We start from the raw sequence: 21,192 nt of genomic DNA on the forward strand, positions 1-21,192 counted from the left end.
TCAGCGATAAAGATCGGCGCGCGTCGGCGGCAGAACGGGGTTCGGTTTTGCCGACTTCGATGCGAGCGTCTGGAAGAGACGCAGCGTACCGCGCGAAAACGCCAAGCTGACGCCCGCCAGATACGCGACCCAAATCCGGTACTTCTCTTCGCCGACATAGCCGATCGCCTGCTCACGATTGGCGGTCAGGCGTTCGCACCAGAGCTGACAGGTGCGCGCATAATGGAGACGCCAGCCTTCGACGTCGTGGACCTCGAACCCTGCCCGTTCCATCGCCGCGATCGAATGACCGATGTCGTCCAGTTCGCCACCCGGAAAAATGTATTTCGCGATCGCCTTCTTTTCAGGGCGCATACGCGATTTCAGCCAGCCGGTTTTCGGTTTATGTGCGCGGCGCGAGATGGCGTGATTGAGGAACAGGCCGTCGTCGGCGAGCAGGGAACGAACCTTCCGCATGTATTCCGGGATGTTCTTCAAGCCGATGTGCTCGTACATGCCGATCGAGGCGATCTTGTCGTAGGTGCCCGTCAGCTTCGAGTAATCGTTGAGTTCGAACGTCACGCGGTCATCGATGCCGAGGCGTTTGGCCTTGTCGCGCGCAAACGCGAGCTGTTCTTCCGACAGCGTGACGCCGTGCGCGACGACGCCGTAGTTCTTCGCCGCATGGCACAGGAGGCCGCCCCATCCGGCGCCGATGTCGAGCATTCGCTCGCCGGGCTTCAGGCGCAGCTTCCGGCAAATCATCTCGAGCTTGTCGTGCTGCGCCTGCTCGACGCCGTTCGACCAATCCGTGTAGTACGCGCACGAGTAGACCATCTCGGGATCGAGGAAGAGCGCGTAAAAGTCGTTCGACAGGTCGTAGTGGAACTGGATGAAGGCCTTGTTGTCTTCGGTCTTGCGGTTCTTGCCGGTTATCTCGCCCTCGAAGCCGTGAGCGTCGCGTGCGTCCGCGGATTTGGCGAAGAGGAAGGGCGACAGCTTCAGGGCAAGGCTCGCGAACTCTCCGGGCTTCATCTTTATGGATTTGGCCTTGCGGCCATCCTGGAGGCCCAAACCGAAATCGACGAGGGTGCCGCCCGAAAAGTCGATGCCCTTCTCGACGTATTGGCGGATGATCGAGTCGAGCGATGGCCGGCGGAGGATCGCGCCGATGACGCCCGGATCGCGAATGGAAATCTCGAAGTCCGATTTCGGCGCGCTGCCGAGCGGTAGGCGGGTGCCGTCCCACAATCGCACCCAACCGTCGGCATTGAGGCGGCCTGCGAGATCGCGGACAAGCCCGCGCGCCGCCTCGAGTTGCTTGTCGTCCTTCGCACTCATGCGCGTCCCTCGCTTGCCTTCGGCCGCAAGCTCAATAGCGCATCGAAACGGCCAAGTCTTCTCTTCCAGATCCGGCGCATTACGCCGCGGCGCGGGCCTCGATCGTCTGTGGGGCTTCCATGATTGCCGCGACCCCCATGCCGCCTGCGGTGCAGACAGAGATGAGGCCGCGGCCGCCCTTCGTCGACAAGAGCTTGGCGAGGTTTGAAACGATACGGGCGCCGGTTGCGGCGAAGGGATGGCCGAAGGCGAGCGAGGAGCCTTTGACGTTGAGTTTCGCGCGATCGATCGAGCCGAGCGGGGCATCCTTGCCCATGTGCGTCTTGCAGTATGCCGGGTCTTCCCAGGCCTTGAGCGTGCACAGCACCTGGGCTGCGAAAGCTTCGTGGAGTTCGTAGAAGTCGAAGTCCTGCAGCGTGAGGCCGGCGCGGTCGAGCATCTTTGAGACGGCGATGGTCGGCGCCATCAGCAATCCGTCGCCGCCGACGAAATTGTTGCCAATGTGCTGGCCGAACGTCAGATACGCGAGCACCGGCAGATTGCGGGCCTTGGCCCACTCTTCGGACGCGAGAAGCACGGTCGCTGCGCCGTCAGTGAGCGGCGTTGAGTTGCCGGCCGTCAGCGTGCCCCGCTCGGATTTTTCAAAGGCGGGCTTCAGGCTCGCCAGTTTCTCGAGCGTGATGTCGGGACGCAAATTGTTGTCGCGGAAGACGCCGGCGCACGGAACGATCAGATCGTCCATGTAGCCTTCGTCATAGGCGGCAGCGCCTTTCTTATGGCTCTCGAAGGCAAGCTGGTCCTGATCTGCGCGGGGAATGTGCCATTCCTGCGCCATCAGCTCGCAGTGCTGACCCATCGTCAAACCCGTGCGCGGCTCGGCGACGCTCGGCGGCTGCGGCGCCAGCTCGGTGGGTGAAAGCCCCTTGAAGACTTTGATCTTGTCGAGCGCGGTCTTGCCTTGCTGAGCGCCGACGAGGCGCTTCGAGAATTTTTTCGAGAATACAATCGGGGCGTCCGACGTCGTGTCGGAGCCGACGGAGATCGCGCTTTCAATTTCGCCCGTTGCAATCTTGGCAGCTGACATGAGCGCCGATTGCAGCGAGGTTCCGCACGCCTGGATCAGCGTGACGCCCGGCGTCGAGGGCGCGAGCTTGGTCGACAAGACCGCTTCGCGCGCCAGGTTGAAATCCTTGGAGTGCGTGACGACTGCGCCGCCGACGACCTCGTCGATGTGCTGGCCCTTGAGCCCGAACCGGTCAACCAGACCGTTCAAGGCGGCGGCCATCATGTCGAGGTTCGAGAGGTCGGCATAAAGTGTATTCGAACGGCAGAACGGGATGCGGACACCGCCAATCACTGCAACGCGCCGGAGTTCTCGTGCCATTTCAATCTCCCAAACTATTCGGCTGCTGCAGCGTGCGGAGCGGACGCAGGACCGGCCGCGCTCAAGCTCTTCTTGTAATGCAGCGGGCCGCCGCGGAACGGCGCGAAGCCGGTGCCGAAAATCATGCCCGCATCGACGAGGTCGGCGGTTTCAACGACGCCGTCGTCGAGCGATTTCTGCGCTTCCGCGATCATCGGATCGACAAGCTCGCGTCCAAGGCGGTCGAGATCCGCCTTCTCGAATTTCTTGTCCGACTTGACGGGCTTGCCGTCCTTCCAGACGTAGAAGCCCTCGCCCGTTTTCTTGCCGAGACGGCCGGAGGCAACGAGCCGGTCAAGCCGCGAGCCTTCGCTGCTCTGGCCCAGAATTTTCGCAACGTGGGCGCAGATGTCGAGGCCGACGTTGTCAGCCAGTTCGATCGGGCCCATCGGCATGCCGAAGGCGCGCGCCGCTTCGTCGATCTTTTCCTTGTCCTCGCCCTCTTCGAGACGCTTCATCGCCGCGAACATGTAGGGCGTCAGCACCTTGTTGACGAGGAAGCCCGGGACGTCCTTGGTGATCAGCGGGAACTTGTCGATGGCGATGACGAACGCCGCGCCTTTTTTCACTTCCTCGTCGCGCGTGTTGGCTCCGCGCACCACTTCGACGAGCGGCATCTGCGCGACGGGCGAGAAGAAGTGCAGCCCGATCAAGCGGCCCGGATCTTTCAGCGGGCTAGCGATGTCCTCAAGCTTCAACGAGGACGTGTTCGTCGCGAGCACGGCGCCCGGCTTGATCTTCGTTTCGAGGTCAGCGAACAGCTTCTGCTTCACATCGAGCCGTTCGACGATCGCCTCGATGACGACGTCCGCGCGAGAGATGCCTTTGCCTTCGGGGTCCGCAATCAATCGCGTCTTCGCAGCATCGCGCGCGGGCTTCGTCTTGAATTTCCGCGCGAAGAGCTTGCCTTGCGCCTTGATGCCCTTCTCGAGCTGTTCGGCGGAGATATCCTGCAACGTCACTTCCATGCCGGATGCGACGCAGACACCTGCGATATCGGCACCCATGGTGCCTGCGCCAATGACGTGAACGCGGCTCGGCCGCCATTTGAAGCCCTTCGGCGCCTGGCCCTTCAGCAGCTCCGTCAGACGGAAGACGCGGCGCAGATTGCGTGAGGTGTCCGACACCATCAGCGGCGCGAAAGCCTTCGTCTCCTCGCGCTTCATCGTGCCGAGATCGCCGCCGAATTTCTCGAACAGGTCGATCAAACGGAACGGTGCGGGATAATGGTCTTCGCGAACCTTCTTCGCCGTCTCCTGACGCATTTTGTTGGCGATGAGGCCACGCACGGGCCACTTAGCCAGCAACATCTTGGCGAGACCGGCCGACTTCGAACGGCGGTTCTGCAGCACGGCCTTGCGCGCCGCCCAATGCAGCTCTCCGGGGCTGCCGACGAGTTGATCGATGAGGCCCTGCGCCTTTGCGACGGTCGCCCGGATCATGCCGCCTGTCAGCATCAGTTGCATCGCCGCCATCGGGCCGGCCTGCTTGATCGAGCGCGCGGTGCCGTTGAAGCCGGGGAAGATGCCGAGCTTCACTTCAGGGAAGCCGACGCGGGTCGAGTCATCGCGCGTGGCGATGCGGTAGTGGCAGGCGAGGATCAGCTCGAGGCCTCCGCCGACGCACACGCCATGAATTGCCGCGACGACCGGAATGGGCAGCTTCTCGATCCGGTCGAGCAGATCGTTCACCGGCTTCAGAGCGTTGACGACGTCCTGCTCGCTCTGGAACGTCTCGAACTCGCGGATGTCGGCGCCGACGATGTAGCCGCGCTCCTTCCCCGACATGATGACGAGGCCGCGAACAGTCTTCGCACGAGCTTCCGCCTCGACGCGCTCGATGATCGCGTTCAGCTCTTCGATGGGGCGACGCCCGAGAGAGTTCGCGCTTTCACCTTCGCGGTCGAAGGTCGCCCAGGCGATGTTTTCGCCGTCGATCTTGAAGCGCCAGTCTTTCAACTGCGTTTCATTCGCTTCGGTCGCTGCGTCCGTCATCACTCACCTCAATCGTTCGAGACTTCAACCCGGCTCATTCCGCTGCCAGGCTCTCGGCTCCGCGCGCGTTATGACCGAGCGTCACATAGTGTGGTTTCAATTCAGCGGGGTCGAAGTGATCGACCGCAATCACGCGAGCGACAAGCTGTTCAACCTCGCGAAGCTGATCGGCCTCTGCTTCGCTGATGACGCCCTTCGCTTGCGCCTCCGCGAACCAGTCGATCCCGTGATACCGGCGTACGAGGCCGTCGCGGATGGCTTTCTCAAGCCGCTTTTCGATAGGTTCGGCGGCGATCACCTTTTCCAGCGTCACTTCGAGGACGCCGGTCGGATCGTTGACGTCCTTCGATACGAAAATGTGCCGTGTCAGGCGGTCACGAACATCTCCAGGCTGCAACGCGTGCCGCGCCACGAGGTGGCCCTGCAGGTCGGACGCGGGTTTGAAGCGGCGTCCGAGCGGGAAGACGACGACGCGCATTAGCGGCCGCGCCCAGCGCACAGGGAAGTTGTCGATCGTGCCGCCGATGGCTTCCTGGAAGCGATACAGCGCGTTCTGAGCGGCAAGTTCGACGATGTACTCGTCGCCGGCCGGGCGGCCGTCATCGTCGTAACGCTTCAATGTCGCCGCGAGCATATAAAGCTCGGAGAGGGCGTCGGCCATCCGGCCAGTGATCTTCTGTTTCGTCTTGAGGCCGCCGCCGAGCAGCGCGACCGTAAGATCGGCAACGAACGCAAACGACCGGCTGGCGCGTCCGAGCTGGCGATACCAATGGGACATCCGCAGCGCGCCGGCGGGCGCCGCGACGAAGGCGCCGCCCGTCAGATTGTGGACGAAGCCGCCCGTCGCATTCGAGAGCGAAAAGGCGATGTGATTATTGAACGCGTTTTCGAAGGCATCGAGGCCGCGCTTTCTATCGGTGTCCTGAGCCGCCTGCACTTCCTTGTAGAGATACGGGTGCGAGCGGAGCGCGCCTTGCGCGAAAGTGATCAGCGTGCGCGTCAGAATATTGGCGCCTTCGACCGTGATGCCGACGGGGACCATCTGGTAGGCCGACTGCAGATAGTTCGCGGGGCCATCGCAGATGCCGCGGCCGCCGTGGATGTCCATCGCGTCGTTGACGGCGCGGCGCATCTTCTCGGTCGTCTGATATTTCATCAGCGCGGAGATGACAGATGGCCGTTCGCCTCGCGACACCATTGCGGCCGTCATGGCGCGGGCCGCCTCGTTGACGTAAGCGGCTTCGACGATGCGCACGAGCGGTTCCTCGACGCCTTCCATGCGCGAAACGGGAAGTCCGAACTGCTTTCTGATGCGGCCGTAAGCGGACGTTACGCGCAGCATCATTTTGGCGCCCGCCGTCGCCGACGACGGCAGCGAGATCGCGCGTCCGGCGGACAGGCATTCCATCAGCATGCGCCAGCCGTGACCGGCCATGGCTTCGCCGCCGATGACCCAGTCGATCGGGATGAAGACGTCGTTGCCCCAGTTGGGACCGTTCGGAAACGCGGCGCCCGAAGGCAGATGTCTGCGACCGATGTTGACGCCCGGATGGCTCGCCGGGATGAGCGCGAGCGTGATGCCGACGTCTTCGCCTTTGCCGAGAAGATTGCCCTGGTCGAAAAGCCGGAACGCCAGGCCGACGAGCGTCGCGTTCGGCCCGAGGGTGATGTAGCGCTTGTCCCACGAGAGGCGGATGCCGAGCGTGTCCTTCCCCTGGTAGGTGCCGCGCGTCACGTGGCCGATGTCGCGCATGGTGGCGGCGTCGGAGCCGGAGGTCGGGCCGGTCAGCGAGAAGCAGGGAACTTCCTCGCCCTTGGCAAGACGCGGCAAGTAATAATGCTTCTGCTCGTCGGTGCCGTATTTCTCGATCAGCTCGCCCGGTCCGAGCGAATTCGGGACCATGACGATCGTCACGACGTCGGGCGAGCGCGAGGCGATCTTGCCGAGAATGAGCGATTGGGCCTGAGGCGAAAATCCGAGACCGCCGTGCTCCTTCGAGATCAGCATGCCCAGGAAGCCGTGCGCCTTGACGAAGTCCCAGATGTTGTCCGGGATCTCGTGCAGGTTATGGCGGATCTGCCAGTCGCTGATGAGGCGGCAGAGCTCTTCCGTCGGGCCGTCGAGGAACGCCTGTTCCTCCGGCGTCAGTTCAATCGGCGGAATGGATTGGAGCTTGTCCCAGTCGGGCGTGCCGGAAAAAAGCTCGGCGTCGAAGCCGACGGTGCCTGCTTCGAGCGCTTGGGACTCGGTGTCGGAGACTTTGGGGAGAATTTTGCGGATCCGGGCGAAAACGGGTGCGACGACGAGGTTCCGGCGGACGGACGGAACCGAGAGCGCTGCGAGCGCCAAGAACGGGATCCACGCGATCCATGCCAGGATACCGGAGCAACCGCCGGTCGCGAGCCACGTGAAGACGCCGACCGCTGCAGCCCAGCCCCAAAGCGGCGCGCGGATCATTCCCAGCGCCAGTAAGCCGATCAAAGCCACCAGTAAAAGTACGACGGGCGCCATTTCCGTGCCTCCCATACGGGCTGCTGCCGCATTCGCGGCGAGCCCAGTCATCAGCGTTAACGTATACGTCAATCTAGGGATTTCTCGCGTGCAGTCCAGACGAGGCGCCATAAAGAGGCGCCACGACGCGTTGCTGGCCTCAGGTATCCGGCAGTCGTTCGGCCATGTCTCGCGCCCAGTTAATCACGTTTCTGCAACGGAACCTAACTTGCAGGTACATTGCCCTCACCCATCCCGTTCCCAATCCGCCGGAACAGATGCTGCGCGCTAATCCTTAAGGATTGCAGAAATCAGCGGACGGGCTTCGCGGGGGCCTCACCGAAAAGATCGGCGACGAGGGTCTGATACCACTCGGCGCTCTCCTGATAGGTCTCGCGGCGAACCTCGGCGCTGTCTTCGGGTTTGGAAATGAACGGCTCTTTGACTTCGAGATAGGGCTTTCCATCCTTTGTTGCCGGCACGTAATCGCCGCCGATTTTAGCACTGTTGTCGGGCGCGAGCATTGACCAGCACGTATTTCTGTATTTGCCGGGGGCGTGCGGTTTCCCCTCAAGGCTCGCAAGGATGTCGGCTGCGACGACGCCCGCCTGGCTGACGGCGGAGTACGCGGATTTCGGCATGTCGTTTGCTATCGCGGCGTCACCGAGGACGTAGACGTCCTTCGCCTTGGTCGACGCAAAGTTGTCGGGGTGGACCGGACACCAGTCGTTCTCGGTGAGGCCCGCGTGGGCCGCAATCGATCCCGCCTTCTGCGCCGGGATGATGTTTGCAAGTGCGGCCCGCTCCGTGCGGCCGGCCTTCGTCGTTACGATCCCGGTCGCCGCATCGACTTTGACGACCGCGAAATCGTCGATCTCGTTCGTCAAGTTGATCTCGATGATGCCCTTGTAATACTCCTCGAACGCCTCCTCGAAAACGGCCTGCTTCGAATATGTTTTCTTGGCGTCGAAAAGGATGAGCTTGGCGTTCGGCTTCTTCGTCTTCAGGAAGTGCGCGATCATGCAGGCGCGTTCATACGGGCCAGGCGGGCAGCGGTACGGGTTGGGCGGGGCGGACATCACGACGAGGCCGCCATCCGGCAGCGCCAGCAGCTTTTCCTTGAGCAGCCAGGTCTGCTCGCCCCCTTGCCACGCGTGCGGCATGATCTTGGCAGCTTCCGGCGAGTAGCCTTCGATCGTCTCGTATTTGAAATCGATGCCTGGAGCGACGACGAGCCGGTCGTACTTCATGGGCGATGAACCGCGCGCCAGCGTCACGGTCTTTGCCTTCGTGTCGATCGCCGTCGCGGTATCCGTGACGATGTTGATGCCGCGCTGCTTCACGCCCGCATAATCGTGCGTGATCGATTTGAAGGACCGGAACCCGCCGAGATAAAGGTTCGAGTAAAAGCAGGTCGTATATTTTTCCTTCGGCTCGATCAGCGTTACGTCGAGGCGCGGATCGGAAGCCTTGAGGCGATTTGCGACGGTCACGCCGCCGGGGCCGCCGCCGATGACGATGATCCTGGCCGGGCCTGCGGCAAGAGCCGGGCACGGCAGCCCGGACGCCGCGACGAGACTTGCGCCTGCGGTCAGCAGAGAAAATTCGCGGCGCGTGATCTCGGTCATTCCCCCGCCTCTCATTTCGACACCCGGCTTGAAGTTCGGCCGCGCCTTTTGACCGTTAGCTTAGGCGTTTCAATGGCTCATTTGCCACGGGCAGCTACCCGATGTCAGGAAAATAAATCGTAAGGAAGCTGGAGGTCGAGCGAGCGGGTATCCTATATTACACGCAACCTTCAGCTTCGAGGCCCGGCGCGTGCCAGATCCCATCGATATTTCAATTCTGAGCCGCCGGGAATTCATTGCAGCGGGCGCCGCAGCGGCGGCCCTTGCTCCGTTCGTTGCACGTGCCGAGGACCCGGCGCCCGGCACGCCCGCCCCCAGCCAAAAATTCAAGGATGACTTCGCCCGGATCGCCGGTTCCGCTAACCCGATCGAAGGCAAGATCATGGTTGATTTGCCCGAGACGGCCGAGAACGGAAATTTCGTGCCGATCACCATCGCTGTCGACAGCCCCATGACGGACGCGGATTACATCAAGGCGATCCATCTTCTCTCGACGGAAAATCCCGCCGCGCATGTCGCCACGTTCCATTTGTCGCCGGTCAACGCCGTCGCGCGCGTCCAATCGCGGATGCGGCTCGCGAAGACGCAGGACGTCGTGGTCCTGGCGGAGCAGTCGAACGGCGAGATGCTGATTTCGACGACGCGCGTCAAGGTCGTCATCGGCGGCTGCGGGATTTGAGGCGCAAGCACCATGGCAGCCAATCCGCGCATCAAGCTTCCTGAGACTGCCGCAATCGGCGACGTCATCGAGATCAAGACGCTCATCACGCATGTGATGGAAACCGGCAATCGCCACGACAAGACCGGCAAACCGATACCGCGCGACATCATCCATGCTTTCGTTGCGAAGTTCGAGGGCAAGGAAATTTTTCGCGCCGAGTTCGGGCCGGGCATTTCGGCGAACCCGTATCTGGCATTTCACATGCGCGTTCCGGGCCCCGGCGTTTTCGAGATCGCGTGGACCGACGATCACGGCGTTACGACCGTTGCGACGGCGCCGCTGAAGCTTGTTTGATTGTGCGCTTCTTTGCCTGTGCCCCGCGACTCGCGTTCCGCGAGCCGGCCGCCGGGCACGGCCAGTTTGCTTGTGCCCCGCGACTCGCGTTCCTGCCAAGCCAGCCGCCGGGCACGGGCTGTTTGCTTGTGCCCCGCGACTCGCGTTCCAGCCAAGCCGGCCGCCGGGCATGGAAGTGAGGGTCAAGAGGCGGACCTCTCGACAAGATGCGCGCGCGAAGGTCCGGGCGCGAACGGATCGGCGAAATATTGCGTTTCGTTGGCCACCAGTCCTTCGCGGAACTCCATGATGCTCACCGCGTAAGATGGCTTGCCGTCATACGTGAGAATGAATTCCGTGACCCAAAGGTTGCCGCTGCCGCTCATTCGCCGGATTTTGAAACGCTTTCTGTTCGGCTGCACGAACCGGCTCTCTTGGATATTGCGCCGACCGCGGATGCGTTCGCCCGATTGCGGGTATTCGAGCACCGCATCCTCGCGGTAGATCTCATGCTCCGTCTCGAAATCATTCGCATCGGAAGCGTCCCAATGGCGGACGAGCGCGGCCCGCACGGTTCCATCATCCATCGTCAATCTCCATTTCCCGCCGCGCAAATGCGTTGGTCGATTTCGAAAACGTGCGAAACGCGCCAACGTTCTGCGTTTAAAAAAATTGGGGTTGCTCATGGTGAAAAGTTCGTGCGCCGGGCGCGGCTTAGCGCCCAACTCCGCGGAACAGAGCCGGTTGAAAGGAAGCGAAGGGGCAGATCGGCGCGGCCTCGCATTTTTCTGTTTTTATTCGGGATGCAGCCTTCGCCGATCCGCGACGCGCAACGGAGGTGGGCCCCCATTTCGAACCGTCGACACCGCCATCCGCCCGCGCATTCCGATTTTTCGAACGGGCGTTGAACCACGGCGCCACGCAGTGGCTACCGCGGCCGGCAGACGACCCCGGATCCAGCTGATGGGTCCCGGCAGTCCGGCGCGCTCCCACCGCCCTCAGGCGCCCAGCTCGAGCCTTGAGCCCTTCGCACGCGGCAGGATCAGCGGAGTATGCCGACGGCTGGGAGAGCGGGGATAAGTTTTTCGACGAATGCGCGGCTCGCATTCGTCGACCGCAGTGCGCTCCGCAACGAGTTCGGTTCTTCCTCCGCCGAGCAGCCTTTGGCGCGATCGATCCATACTGACGCCGCCTGCAGACAAAGCTGCGCCGTCAGGACGCGAGCGACCGTCTGCAGGCGAACAAGCGTTCAAAAAAATATTCTGTCGGAGGTAGACGCATGAACCAAGCTGCATTCGCGGTTATCGCAGCGCTAGCCGCCGGCGGCCTCGTCGGCATTTCCGGGGCGATCGCACATGACGGCAATTCGCAAAACAACAAATCCATCGTTCTGAAGGATCAGGGAAGCTTTACCGCCGGCGGCGGCGTCATAACCAATGCTGGAACTTTCGACCCGATAAAGTTGACGCCTGACGGCCAAACGATCCACGGCGACTTTGCCTACGTGCAGTACCAAATCCCGCCCAACGCGCGCCAATATCCGCTCGTGATGTGGCACGGCGGCGGCCAGATGGCGAGAACGTGGGAGTCGACGCCGGATGGACGCGACGGCTTTCAAAACATCTTCATTCGCCGCGGATTTTCGACGTACATCCTCGATCAGCCCAATCGCGGGCGCGCGGGGCGCGCGTTGCAGCCGACGACGATAACACCTGTTCCGGGCCCCGGTCCGACGGGCGAGCAAGGCATATTCGTGCGGTTCAGGATCGGCATTTGGCCGAACTACTTTCCTGGCGTGCAGTTCTCACGCGATCCCGACGCGCTACTTCAATGGTGGCAACAGCAAACGCCAAGCACGGGGCCAGCGAACGATGAAGTTGCTTCTGACGCAGGCGCGGCGATTTTTAAAAAAACCGGCCCAGCCGTTCTGCTGTCGCATTCGGCCGGCGGCTATCCGGGATTTCGTACCGCCGAGAAAAGCGCGAACGTGAAGGGCATTATCTCGTTCGAGCCGGTCGGCTGGACTTTCCCCGCGGGTGAAGCGCCGGCAAACATACCGACCAATGCGGGCGATATCGTCGCTCAAACGGTGCCGATGGACCAATTCCTGGCGCTTACGAAAATTCCAGTCCTGCTCGTATACGGCGATAACATTCCCGCTCCCGATAAGCCGAGCGTTTATCCCGGCATCGACATCTGGCGCGGCCGATTGATGATGGCGCAGCTCTTCGTGGATGCGATCAACAAGCATGGCGGGAACGCCGAGCTTCTGCATCTTCCCGACATCGGCGTGCGTGGCAATACGCACTTCATAATGTCGGACCTCAATAACGTGAAGATCGCGGATGTTGTGTCGAGCTATCTCAAAAAGCGCGGTCTCGATAAGTATCCGCGCGGGGGCGGCCACGACTAGCAGGTGAGGCCGTTGCAACATCCTCCGATCAAACCCAGCGGTCCGGCGGCCCTTTTTCAAGCTGCCGGATCAATACGATAATCCGTGATTGAAGAAGCCCGCCGTCGCCGGAAATGGTTGCCCCTTTCGGCCGGCTCAGCGCAGCTCAATCGGAAGGCGCGCAGCAAGCCACCGCCGTCCCTCATTTTTTTCCGAAACCTATGTCGGGATGGCCCCTCGCCGTGCGTCCTCGTGCGGTGATGGACTTCAAAATGTTCCCGGTCGAGGCGATAATCGGGCTTCGCCGGGCAGGATGACAGGGAGGCGACATGACAGGTGTACGGGTCTTGGTTGGAACGCGAAAAGGCGCATTCGTCTTGACGTCCGACGGCACGCGGAAATCCTGGGACGTCAGCGGCCCGCATTTTCCCGGTTGGGAAATCTACCACATGAAAGGTTCGCCGGCCGATCCCAATCGTATTTACGCCTCGCAGTCGAGCGGTTGGTTCGGGCAGCAGATCCAGCGGTCCGACGACGGCGGCAAGACCTGGGCGCCGGTCGACAACAAATTCGCCTATGACGGCGTTCCCGGCACGCATCAATGGTACGACGGCACCCCTCACCCGTGGGAATTCAAGCGCGTCTGGCACATCGAGCCATCGCTCACCGATCCCTATACGGTCTTTGCAGGCGTCGAAGATGCAGCCTTGTTCCGTACGAGCGACGGCGGAAAATCGTGGGCTGAACTTTCGGGCCTGCGCGGCCATGGATCGGGAGCGCATTGGATGCCCGGCGCGGGCGGCATGTGCCTGCATACCATTCTGCTCGACCCCGTCGATCCAAAGCGGATGTTCATCGCAATTTCGGCCGCGGGCGCTTTCAGAACGGATGACGGCGGCGAAACATGGCAGCCGATCAACAAGGGGCTGCGGTCGGAGTACATACCGGACCCGCACGCTGAAGTCGGCCACTGCGTGCACCGCCTCGCGATGCACCCGTCGCGATCGAATGTGCTTTTCATGCAGAAGCATTGGGACGTGATGCGGAGCGACGATGCTGGCAATTCGTGGCGCGAGGTGAGCGGCAATCTGCCGACGGATTTCGGGTTTGTCATCGACGTGCACGCGCACGAGCCGGAGACGATCTACGTCGTGCCCATCAAGAGCGACGCCGAGCACTTTCCGATGGACGGGAAGCTGCAAGTCTGGCGCAGCCGCTCGGGCGGGAACGAATGGGAGGCTTTGACCAAGGGTCTGCCGCAATCGAATTGTTACGTGAACGTCCTCAGGGACGCAATGGCCGTCGATACGCTCGACACTTGCGGCGTCTACTTCGGGACGACTGGCGGCCAAGTCTATGCCTCGGCCGACGCGGGCGATACGTGGAGCGCCATCGTTCGCGATCTGCCGGCGGTGCTCTCGGTTGAAGTTCAGGCTCTCAAATGATCCGCGTGGTGCTGCCGTCGCATCTCAGAATGCACGCGAACGTCAACGGCGAGATCCTGCTCGACGTTGACGGGGAAGCGACGCAGCGGTCGCTGCTCGACGCACTCGAGACGCGCTACCCCGTGTTGCGTGGAACGATCCGGGATCACGGTACGCAAAAGCGGCGGCCGTTCCTCAGATTTTTCGCCTGTCAGCGCGATCTTTCGCACGAGCCCGCGGACGCGCCGCTGCCGGATGAAGTCAGGAGTGGATCGAAGCCGTTCCTGATCGTCGGCGCGATTGCGGGCGGGTGATCACACGCGCGGCCCGGACTCGTCAGCCGAATCCTGTCACCCGACGTGAGCTTCGTCCTTCAGGAGCTTGTAGTTGATACTGTCGAGAAGGGCCTCGAAGCTCGCATCGATGATGTTCGGGGAGACGCCGACGGTCGTCCAGCGTTCGCCAGTGGTTGCATCGTGGCTTTCGACGAGGACGCGCGTCACGGCGTCGGTGCCGCCTTCGTGCGTCTGCGTCAGGATGCGGACCTTGTAGTCGACGAGTTCGACGTTCTCGATGTGCTTCTGGTAACGGCCAAGATCGCTGCGCAGCGCCTTGTCGAGCGCATTGACCGGGCCGTTGCCTTCACCGACCGAAACCAGCGGCGCGTCGTCGCCCGCGATCGATACGGTGACGACTGCGTGCGAGACGGTCCCATTGCCGTTCATCGCTCTCGATCGCTCTTCGCGCCGTTCGACGGTCACGCGAAAATTATCGACCGAGAAATAGCGCGGCACGGTTGCGAGCGCGCGGCGCGCCAGGAGTTCGAACGACGCCTCGGCTGCCTCGTAGGAATATCCCTGATCCTCGCGCGCCTTCACCTCGTCGAGGAGTGCTTGCACGCGTGCATCGTCCTTGTCGGACGGCAGGCCCAGCCGCTCGAGAGCCGACGTCAGCGAGGAACGGCCTCCTTGCTTCGAGACGAGAATGCGCCGCTCGTTGCCGACGCTTTCGGGCGGCACATGCTCGTAGGTTTCCGGCGCCTTCATCAGCGCGGAGGCGTGAATGCCCGCCTTCGTCGCGAAGGCGCTTTCGCCGACGTAGGGTGCGTGGCGGTTCGGCGCCTCGTTCAGAACTTCGTCGAGAACGCGGCTCGCGTGCGTGAGGGTGCGCAACTTTTCGGGCGTGATGCTTGTCGTGAAGGCATCCGCGAATTCGCTTTTCAGAAGCAGCGTCGGAATGATCGATGTCAGGTTGGCGTTGCCGCAGCGCTCGCCGAGGCCGTTGAGCGCGCCCTGGATCTGGCGGCATCCGGCGCGGATGGCCATCAGCGTATTGGCGACGGCGTTGTCGGTATCGTTGTGCGTATGGATGCCGAGGTTCGCGCCCGGAACGTGCTTCGCGACATCGGCAACGATACGTTCGATCTCGTGCGGCAGCGTTCCGCCGTTGGTATCGCAAAGAACGACCCAGCGCGCGCCCGCGTCATAGGCCGTCTTGGCGACGGCTAACGCGTAGTCGCGGTTCGACTTGTAACCGTCGAAGAAATGTTCGCAGTCGATCATCGCCTCGCGTTGCGTTTCGACGACGGCGCCGACCGATTGCCGGATCGTTTCGAGGTTTTCTTCGTTAGTGATGCCAAGCGCGACGCGCACCTGATAGTCGGACGATTTCGCGACGAGACAGATGCTGTCGGCGGCGGACTGGAGAACGGCCTGCAGGCCTGGATCATTGGATACGGAACGACCCGAGCGCTTCGTCATGCCGAACGCCGTGAAGCGGGCAGACTTCAAGTTGGGACGCGACGAAAAAAGTTCCGTGTCGGTGGCGTTGGCGCCGGGAAAGCCGCCCTCGATATAGTCAATCCCGAGGTCGTCCAGCACGCGCATGAGGCGGCGCTTGTCTTCCAGCGAAAAGTCGACACCCGTCGTCTGCGCACCGTCGCGCAGCGTCGTATCGAAGAGGTAGAGGCGCTCTTTGCTCATGACGCTTCTTGAGGCTCAGCTTTTGCCGGACTTCCGGCGAGACGCTTTACCATGGTCGTGTTGGAAAGCCATTGATCATCGAGGGGAATGGAATTGCGTTGCGCTGCGACGTAACCGCGACGCTCAAAAAACGGCACGGCCGTATCGCTCGCATCGACTGTGACCCCCTCGGCTCCGCGTGCGGCTGCGATCTTCTCGAGCGCGTCGACAAGCGCGGTTCCAACCCCCTCGCCCGCGAAGTCCGGATGCACATAAAGCATATCAATGGTTTTGTTGTCCTTAAGGGACCCGAAACCGAGGTATTCGCCGTCCAGATGAACGACGAGCGTCAGCGCTGCCGCGAGCCTGTCGCGGAAGGCGGCCGCGTCCTCGGCTGTCGCGACCCATGCGAGCCGCTGATCCTCGTCGTAGTCATCGCCGGTCAACCCATCGATGCTTTGTGCGAAGAGATCGCGGAGCACCATGGCATCGGCGGGGAGAAAGGGACGGAGCGGATAGTCGTCGGTCATGGTTCAAGTACACGGGGTCGAAAATTGCTTTAGGCCGGATGGGGCCGGCCTTGTCTCGCTGAAACGGTTGCTAAGGGATGCTGTGTTCCGCGTATCCCTATGTGGCCGGGGATGCAACCCCCCGTAAGGTCGCCGCCTCCGCGGAAGATGCAATCAGAGCCTTGATGCGCTCCCTGTCGTCCTCCGTGGCAGGGTTGTAGACGACCAGCCCGAGATCAGGACGGCCATCGACTGCAAACGCCGAGAATTCCAGATTAACCGTCCCGAGGACCGGATGGCGAAGCTGCTTCAAGCCACCGCCATGACTGAGGACGTCGTTGCTGCGCCAGAGCCTATCGAAATCCGGGCTTTGCCGACTGAGATCGTCGACGAGAGCGGCAACCTTTGCGCTCGCGCCGACGCGCGCGACGTCTGCGCGGAAAACACCGACGACGAACCGCGCGACACTCTCCCAATCGAATTGCGCCGCGCGCACATGCGGATTGCCGAAGAAGACGCGGAGCACGTTGCGTCTTTCCGGCGGAAGCGCGCCGTAGTCGGTCATTACCGTTGCAAACGCGCGGTTCCAGGCAATGACGTCCCAGGTGGCGTTCTTGACAATTGCGGGACTGTACTCAAACGCATCGACGAGCCTTTGCAGGCGCGGCGTGACGCTGTCGTCCGCTTGCAAGCGAACCTCCGGAAGCCGCCCGAGACCGAGGACGAAAAGGTGCTCGCGCTCGGCGCCGGTCAGCATCAAGGCCCGCGCGATCCGGTCGAGGACATCGGCGGACGGCGCCCCGCCCCGGCCCTGTTCGAGCCACGTGTACCAGGTGGCGCTGACGTTGGCGCGCTGCGCCACTTCCTCACGCCTGAGCCCCGGCGTGCGGCGTCGCGTCAGCGGCAAGCCAAAAGAGGCCGGGTCGAGCTTGGTGCGGCGGTCGCGGAGGAAGGCGCCGAGCGCGCTCTCTCTGGTGTCGGTTTGGCTCATCCTAGTAGGAATTATACCCGTATAACGTCACTACTTTACCAGCATAAAGACTAGCACGACTTTCCCTCCAACGTAACCAGGAGGGCATTTCATGCGTGTTTTCATAACCGGGGCCGCGGGTTTTATCGGCACCGCCACCACCAAGGAATTGATCGCAAACGGACATCAGGTCGTCGGCCTGGCGCGTTCGGACGCCAATGCCGAAGCACTGCAAAAAATTGGTGCCGAGGTTCATCGCGGCTCGCTGGAGGATCTCGACAGCCTCAAGCGCGGCGCGAAGGAAACCGATGGCACCATCCACTGCGCTTTCATCCACGACTTCTCGAAGTTCGCGGAGAACGGGCAGATCGACAAGCGCGCCATCGAAGCGATGGGCGATGTGCTGGCGGGCACGAACAAGCCCTTCATCGTGACGTCCGGAACGGGGCTCGTTGCACCGAACGTTACGGTGACCGAAGAGATGCGGCGCGAGTCCAGCCCGACCGCTCCGCGCGTGTCCGAACAGGCTGGTTTGGCGTATGCTTCCCGCGGCGTGCGAGCGATTGCGATACGCCTACCGCAAGTGCACGGCGGCGAAGGTAAAGCCGGCTTGATCACTTATCTGCTCCAACTTGCGCGTCAGAAAGGTGCGGCCGCCTATGTCGGCGAAGGCAACGAACGCTGGGCCGCAGCGCACAGACTGGATGTCGCTCGCCTCTATCGGCTCGCGTTGGAGAGGGGCACGGCGGACGCGATCTATCATGCCGTCGGCGAGGAGGGCGTCCCCATGAAACAAGTGATCGAAGTGATCGGCCGTGCGCTGAATGTGCCCGTGATTTCGATCAGGAAGGAAGACGCCGGCGATTATTACGGCCCGCTCGCGATGTTTGCCGGTCTCGACATGCCGGCATCCAGCGCATTGACGCAGCAGTGGCTCGGCTGGAAGCCCAGAGAGATCGGGCTCATTGCCGATATCGGTCAGCCGGGATATTTCGGTTGAGAATTCCCGTCATCCTCGATGCGGCAAGCGTTGCGAAGCGCGTGGAGGATGACGGCCCAGATCAACGCGCGATTTCCCAGGTGGTTTCGATTTCGCCGGTTTCCTTGTTCTTCGTGTCCTTGAGGGCGATGCCCATCTTGGCGAGCTCGTCGCGGATGCGATCGGACTCGGCGAAGTCCTTGCGCTTGCGAGCTTCAAGGCGGGCGATGATCAGTGGTTCGACGGTGGATGCCACGGATTGCGCGGTTTCTACCGCGCGCGCGTCCGCCTGTCTCAATGTTGCGCCATCGAAGCCTAGAAAGCCCAGCGCAGCGCCGAGATTTTTGAAATCCTTGGCAGCGGCGTAGCCGTGAAGCTCGGCGATGGCTTTCGGCGTATTGAGGTCGTCCTCGAGTGCTTCGATAACGTCACGCGGCAAGCTTGTGCGGTCGTCGGTGTCGAGGCCTTCGTGCGCAAACCAGCCCGTCAGAATCTTCTGGCTTTCCTCGAGGCCCTTCTTCGTCCAGTCGATCGGCTGGCGATAGTGGGTCCTCAGCATGTTGAAGCGCAGCACCTCGCCCGGCCAGCCGTCGGTCAACAGCTCATGAATCGTCACGAAGTTGCCGAGGCTCTTCGACATCTTCTCGCCTTCGACCTGCAGGAAGCCGTTGTGCATCCAGACGTTGGCCATTTTCGACGTGCCGTGGGCGCAGCGCGATTGCGCGATCTCGTTCTCGTGGTGCGGGAACGTCAGGTCGATGCCGCCGCCATGAATGTCGAATACGGGGCCGAGCAACGCGCCTGCCATCGCCGAGCATTCGATGTGCCAACCGGGGCGGCCTGGAGTCTTGATGCCGCTCGGTGAAGGCCACGCGGGCTCGCCGGGCTTCGATGGTTTCCAGAGGACGAAATCCATCGGCCCCTTCTTATAGGGAGCGACTTCGACGCGGGCTCCGGCCTCCATCTCCTCCAGCGTGCGGTTGGAGAGGCGCCCGTAATCGGACATCGAGCCGACGTCGAAGAGCACGTGATCTTCCGCGACGTAAGCATGGCGGCGTTTCACCAGCGCTTCGATGAGCGAGACCATGTCCTCGCGGCCGTCCTTGCGGCGGATGTACTCCGTCGCGCGCGGCTCGTAGGTGGGCGGCAGAACGCCCAAGGCGGCGATGTCGGCGTGGAACTGGTTCTCGGTCGCTTCCGTGACTTTGCGGATCGCTTCGTTAAGCGGCAGGCCGGGGTAGTCGCGCGCGGCGCGGGCATTGATCTTGTCGTCGACGTCCGTGATGTTCCTGACGTACGTGACGTGATCGGGGCGGTAGATATGGCGCAATAGCCGGAACAGCACGTCGAACACGATCACCGGGCGCGCGTTGCCGATGTGGGCGTAGTCGTAGACGGTCGGACCGCAGACGTACATGCGGACGTTCGACGGGTCGATCGGCACGAACTCGGCCTTTTGCCGGGTCAGCGTATTGTAAAGTTTGAGCGCCAAACTGGACCTCTTCAGTCGCGTGTCTCTGCGGTTCGGCCGGAAGGTATTCCGGAAACGTGAGTATGCCATAGGCCGCCTCGGGCGGCACAAGGGCGCCGTCGCGCCTTAGGCGGTTGTCCCCTGCCCCGTCAAGCGGCGTCCAAGTTTTTGAAACCCCACGTAAAATGGTCCACGTCGCAATTGCTCCGCATTGACCCGCTAGCAAATCGCTGCTTAGGGTCCGGAAAGTGCCGCTTCGGATGACTTCATCCGGAGCGCGAAAGCCGTCAAAAGGGGCGTCGGGGAGCAGGCGTGAGCCAAGGGAATTCGATCAATATTGCCGCTCGCCGGTTGCTACTCGTGGCGACGGCGACGCTGCTCGCCCTGCTTTTGGTCTCGGAAGTGGCCTCGGCGCAGAGCTGGTGGCCCTTCGGCGGTGGAGGCGGCGACCGTGAGGACGGCGATCGCGCGCCCGTTCCGCAGGAGCCCGTTTACCGGCAGCCGCCGCCACCGGCGCAGGCCCCGCCGCCCTATCCCGCTCCCGGCCAGCAATACCCGCCGCAGTCCCAGTATCCGGCTCAGCCGCAATATCCGAATTCTCCGGCAGCGCCCGGCGCGCCTGCGGCTCCGGGCGCCCCCGGGGCTCCGGCACAGCCGGCGACGAACTGGTCCGCCAAGAACCCGATTTGCTACCAGCTCGAGCAGCGGCTCGTGCAGGAAGGTCAAAAGAGCGGCCAATCGCAGAATGATTTGCCGCGACTCGAAATCGAGATCCGGCAGCTTGAACGCGTCGCCGACCAGACCGGCGCGCAGCTCGATCGCGGGTGCTATGAATATTTCCTGTTCACGAAGTCGCTGAAGAACACTCCGCAGTGCAAAGACCTCGCACGGCAGTCAGACGCGACGAAGCGGCGGCTCGCCGATCTCGATGCCCGGCGGCGCGATATTCTCGGTTCGGCCGGACGTTCCTATCAGGACGACATCATCCGCGAGCTTGCGCGCAACAACTGCGGCGCGAACTACGTCGACATGGCGCGTCGCAGCCGCGGCGATAGCGGCATGTGGGAAGACGAGGAATCGAGCGGCGGCAACGTATGGAATCCCAACGCTGCGAACGGGGCGCAGACATACCGGACGCTTTGCGTTCGCCTTTGCGACGGCTTCTATTTCCCGGTGAGCTTCTCGACGCTGCCGAGCCATTTCTCCCAGGACGCCGACGCGTGCACCTCGAAATGCGCGGCGCCGACCGAGTTGTATTACTATCCAAACCCTGGCGGCACGGTCGAGCAATCCGTGGCGCTCAGATCGCAAGAGCCCTACACGCGGCTCAAGTTCGCCTTCCGCTACCGCAAGGAATACGTGAACGGCTGCTCGTGCAAGACCGCCGAATACGTGCCGCCGCCGGAAGGTGCCGCCGACAAGAAGGCGGACGCGACGACGCCCGGCTCGAAATCGCCAGCGCGGCGTGCCGATGGCGCGGGGGCGACTGCGATAACGACCGGTTCAACGGCTGGGCGTTCACCGGTCCCCTCGCCTGCGGCTCAAGCTCCTGCAGGTCAGCCAGGCGATACTGGCGGATGGCAGACCGAGGCCCAGCCTCAGTAACGCTCGGTCGTCAATGGATGGGGCGGAGGTG

General features: G+C 62.5%; 17 protein-coding genes. 7 read left to right on the forward strand and 10 right to left on the reverse strand.

Annotated elements, in window-relative coordinates; all coding sequences use genetic code 11:
* The 5 genes from K2Q04_RS05855 to K2Q04_RS05875 all read right to left on the reverse strand — a co-directional run bounded on the left by K2Q04_RS05855 (position 1) and on the right by K2Q04_RS05875 (position 8,856).
* Entirely contained in the window at positions 1-1,320 is a 1,320-nt protein-coding gene (locus tag K2Q04_RS05855) for a cyclopropane-fatty-acyl-phospholipid synthase family protein (protein ID WP_291160549.1), read from the reverse strand.
* Positions 1,321-1,399: 79 nt separating this feature from the next.
* Positions 1,400-2,704 (reverse strand): acetyl-CoA C-acetyltransferase, encoded by a 1,305-nt coding sequence (locus K2Q04_RS05860; protein ID WP_291160551.1) that lies wholly within the window; start codon positions 2,702-2,704, stop codon positions 1,400-1,402.
* A 14-nt stretch (positions 2,705-2,718) separates the two neighbouring features.
* Positions 2,719-4,737 (reverse strand): 3-hydroxyacyl-CoA dehydrogenase NAD-binding domain-containing protein, encoded by a 2,019-nt coding sequence (locus tag K2Q04_RS05865; protein ID WP_291160553.1) that lies wholly within the window; start codon positions 4,735-4,737, stop codon positions 2,719-2,721.
* A 34-nt stretch (positions 4,738-4,771) separates the two neighbouring features.
* Complete coding sequence (locus K2Q04_RS05870) at positions 4,772-7,321, reverse strand: acyl-CoA dehydrogenase (protein ID WP_291160555.1); 2,550 nt, start codon at positions 7,319-7,321, stop codon at positions 4,772-4,774.
* A 218-nt stretch (positions 7,322-7,539) separates the two neighbouring features.
* Positions 7,540-8,856, reverse strand: a complete 1,317-nt coding sequence (locus tag K2Q04_RS05875; protein ID WP_291160557.1) for an NAD(P)/FAD-dependent oxidoreductase — start codon at positions 8,854-8,856, stop codon at positions 7,540-7,542.
* Between the two features lie 190 nt (positions 8,857-9,046).
* Between K2Q04_RS05875 and soxY the strand changes: the two genes are divergently transcribed.
* Together soxY and soxZ are read left to right on the forward strand one after the other, a co-directional pair.
* On the forward strand, positions 9,047-9,535 hold the full coding sequence (gene soxY / locus K2Q04_RS05880) for a thiosulfate oxidation carrier protein SoxY (protein ID WP_291160559.1): 489 nt from the start codon (positions 9,047-9,049) through the stop codon (positions 9,533-9,535).
* Between the two features lie 12 nt (positions 9,536-9,547).
* Entirely contained in the window at positions 9,548-9,871 is a 324-nt protein-coding gene (gene soxZ, locus K2Q04_RS05885) for a thiosulfate oxidation carrier complex protein SoxZ (protein WP_291160561.1), read from the forward strand.
* Positions 9,872-10,053: 182 nt separating this feature from the next.
* Here the strand turns inward: soxZ and K2Q04_RS05890 are convergent, their stop codons facing one another.
* On the reverse strand, positions 10,054-10,437 hold the full coding sequence (locus K2Q04_RS05890; protein ID WP_291160563.1) for a nuclear transport factor 2 family protein: 384 nt from the start codon (positions 10,435-10,437) through the stop codon (positions 10,054-10,056).
* 692 nt (positions 10,438-11,129) lie between these two features.
* On the opposite strand from K2Q04_RS05890, the gene K2Q04_RS05895 reads away from it, so the two are divergent.
* The 3 genes from K2Q04_RS05895 (at position 11,130) to K2Q04_RS05905 (ending at position 13,980) form a co-directional block, all read left to right on the forward strand.
* The gene (locus K2Q04_RS05895) at positions 11,130-12,263 is read left to right on the forward strand and encodes an alpha/beta fold hydrolase (protein ID WP_291160565.1); all 1,134 of its coding nucleotides are present in this window, start codon (positions 11,130-11,132) and stop codon (positions 12,261-12,263) included.
* Between the two features lie 308 nt (positions 12,264-12,571).
* Complete coding sequence (locus K2Q04_RS05900; RefSeq protein WP_291160568.1) at positions 12,572-13,687, forward strand: exo-alpha-sialidase; 1,116 nt, start codon at positions 12,572-12,574, stop codon at positions 13,685-13,687.
* On the forward strand, positions 13,684-13,980 hold the full coding sequence (locus tag K2Q04_RS05905; protein ID WP_291160571.1) for a MoaD/ThiS family protein: 297 nt from the start codon (positions 13,684-13,686) through the stop codon (positions 13,978-13,980). Before K2Q04_RS05900 ends, K2Q04_RS05905 begins: the two co-directional genes overlap by 4 nt.
* Positions 13,981-14,016: 36 nt before the next feature.
* Here K2Q04_RS05905 and cimA read toward each other — a convergent pair whose 3' ends face one another.
* From cimA to K2Q04_RS05920, 3 genes are all read right to left on the reverse strand, one after another.
* The gene (gene cimA / locus K2Q04_RS05910; protein ID WP_291160574.1) at positions 14,017-15,648 is read right to left on the reverse strand and encodes a citramalate synthase; all 1,632 of its coding nucleotides are present in this window, start codon (positions 15,646-15,648) and stop codon (positions 14,017-14,019) included.
* Complete coding sequence (locus K2Q04_RS05915; protein WP_291160576.1) at positions 15,645-16,157, reverse strand: GNAT family N-acetyltransferase; 513 nt, start codon at positions 16,155-16,157, stop codon at positions 15,645-15,647. Before K2Q04_RS05915 ends, cimA begins: the two co-directional genes overlap by 4 nt.
* Positions 16,158-16,254: 97 nt before the next feature.
* Positions 16,255-17,127, reverse strand: a complete 873-nt coding sequence (locus K2Q04_RS05920) for a helix-turn-helix transcriptional regulator (RefSeq protein ID WP_291160580.1) — start codon at positions 17,125-17,127, stop codon at positions 16,255-16,257.
* Positions 17,128-17,218: 91 nt separating this feature from the next.
* Here K2Q04_RS05920 and K2Q04_RS05925 point away from each other — a divergent pair, with 91 nt between their 5' ends.
* Positions 17,219-18,106 (forward strand): SDR family oxidoreductase, encoded by an 888-nt coding sequence (locus K2Q04_RS05925; RefSeq protein WP_291160582.1) that lies wholly within the window; start codon positions 17,219-17,221, stop codon positions 18,104-18,106.
* A 61-nt stretch (positions 18,107-18,167) separates the two neighbouring features.
* On the opposite strand, the gene cysS is transcribed toward K2Q04_RS05925, so the two are convergent.
* Positions 18,168-19,577, reverse strand: coding sequence for a cysteine--tRNA ligase (cysS, locus tag K2Q04_RS05930; RefSeq protein ID WP_291160992.1), 1,410 nt, complete (start codon positions 19,575-19,577; stop codon positions 18,168-18,170).
* 291 nt (positions 19,578-19,868) lie between these two features.
* Between cysS and K2Q04_RS05935 the strand changes: the two genes are divergently transcribed.
* Positions 19,869-21,161 carry a DUF2865 domain-containing protein gene (locus K2Q04_RS05935; RefSeq protein ID WP_291160585.1) on the forward strand — a complete coding sequence of 431 codons (1,293 nt, stop codon included), beginning with the start codon at positions 19,869-19,871 and terminating at the stop codon, positions 21,159-21,161.
* The last annotated feature ends 31 nt before the right edge of the window (positions 21,162-21,192 follow it).

Source organism: Hyphomicrobium sp., assembly GCF_019753045.1.
Lineage (GTDB): Bacteria > Pseudomonadota > Alphaproteobacteria > Rhizobiales > Hyphomicrobiaceae > Hyphomicrobium_B.

What these genes read in the sequence shown, in the direction of transcription:
- soxZ (WP_291160561.1), top strand. Translation starts at nt 9,548, where the DNA reads ATGGCAGCCAATCCGCGCATCAAGCTTCCTGAGACTGCCGCAATCGGC.
- cimA (WP_291160574.1), bottom strand. Translation starts at nt 15,648, where the DNA reads ATGAGCAAAGAGCGCCTCTACCTCTTCGATACGACGCTGCGCGACGGT.
- K2Q04_RS05865 (WP_291160553.1), bottom strand. Translation starts at nt 4,737, where the DNA reads ATGACGGACGCAGCGACCGAAGCGAATGAAACGCAGTTGAAAGACTGG.
- K2Q04_RS05905 (WP_291160571.1), top strand. Translation starts at nt 13,684, where the DNA reads ATGATCCGCGTGGTGCTGCCGTCGCATCTCAGAATGCACGCGAACGTC.
- K2Q04_RS05895 (WP_291160565.1), top strand. Translation starts at nt 11,130, where the DNA reads ATGAACCAAGCTGCATTCGCGGTTATCGCAGCGCTAGCCGCCGGCGGC.
- K2Q04_RS05920 (WP_291160580.1), bottom strand. Translation starts at nt 17,127, where the DNA reads ATGAGCCAAACCGACACCAGAGAGAGCGCGCTCGGCGCCTTCCTCCGC.
- K2Q04_RS05925 (WP_291160582.1), top strand. Translation starts at nt 17,219, where the DNA reads ATGCGTGTTTTCATAACCGGGGCCGCGGGTTTTATCGGCACCGCCACC.
- K2Q04_RS05875 (WP_291160557.1), bottom strand. Translation starts at nt 8,856, where the DNA reads ATGACCGAGATCACGCGCCGCGAATTTTCTCTGCTGACCGCAGGCGCA.
- K2Q04_RS05855 (WP_291160549.1), bottom strand. Translation starts at nt 1,320, where the DNA reads ATGAGTGCGAAGGACGACAAGCAACTCGAGGCGGCGCGCGGGCTTGTC.
- K2Q04_RS05900 (WP_291160568.1), top strand. Translation starts at nt 12,572, where the DNA reads ATGACAGGTGTACGGGTCTTGGTTGGAACGCGAAAAGGCGCATTCGTC.
- K2Q04_RS05890 (WP_291160563.1), bottom strand. Translation starts at nt 10,437, where the DNA reads ATGGATGATGGAACCGTGCGGGCCGCGCTCGTCCGCCATTGGGACGCT.
- K2Q04_RS05915 (WP_291160576.1), bottom strand. Translation starts at nt 16,157, where the DNA reads ATGACCGACGACTATCCGCTCCGTCCCTTTCTCCCCGCCGATGCCATG.
- K2Q04_RS05860 (WP_291160551.1), bottom strand. Translation starts at nt 2,704, where the DNA reads ATGGCACGAGAACTCCGGCGCGTTGCAGTGATTGGCGGTGTCCGCATC.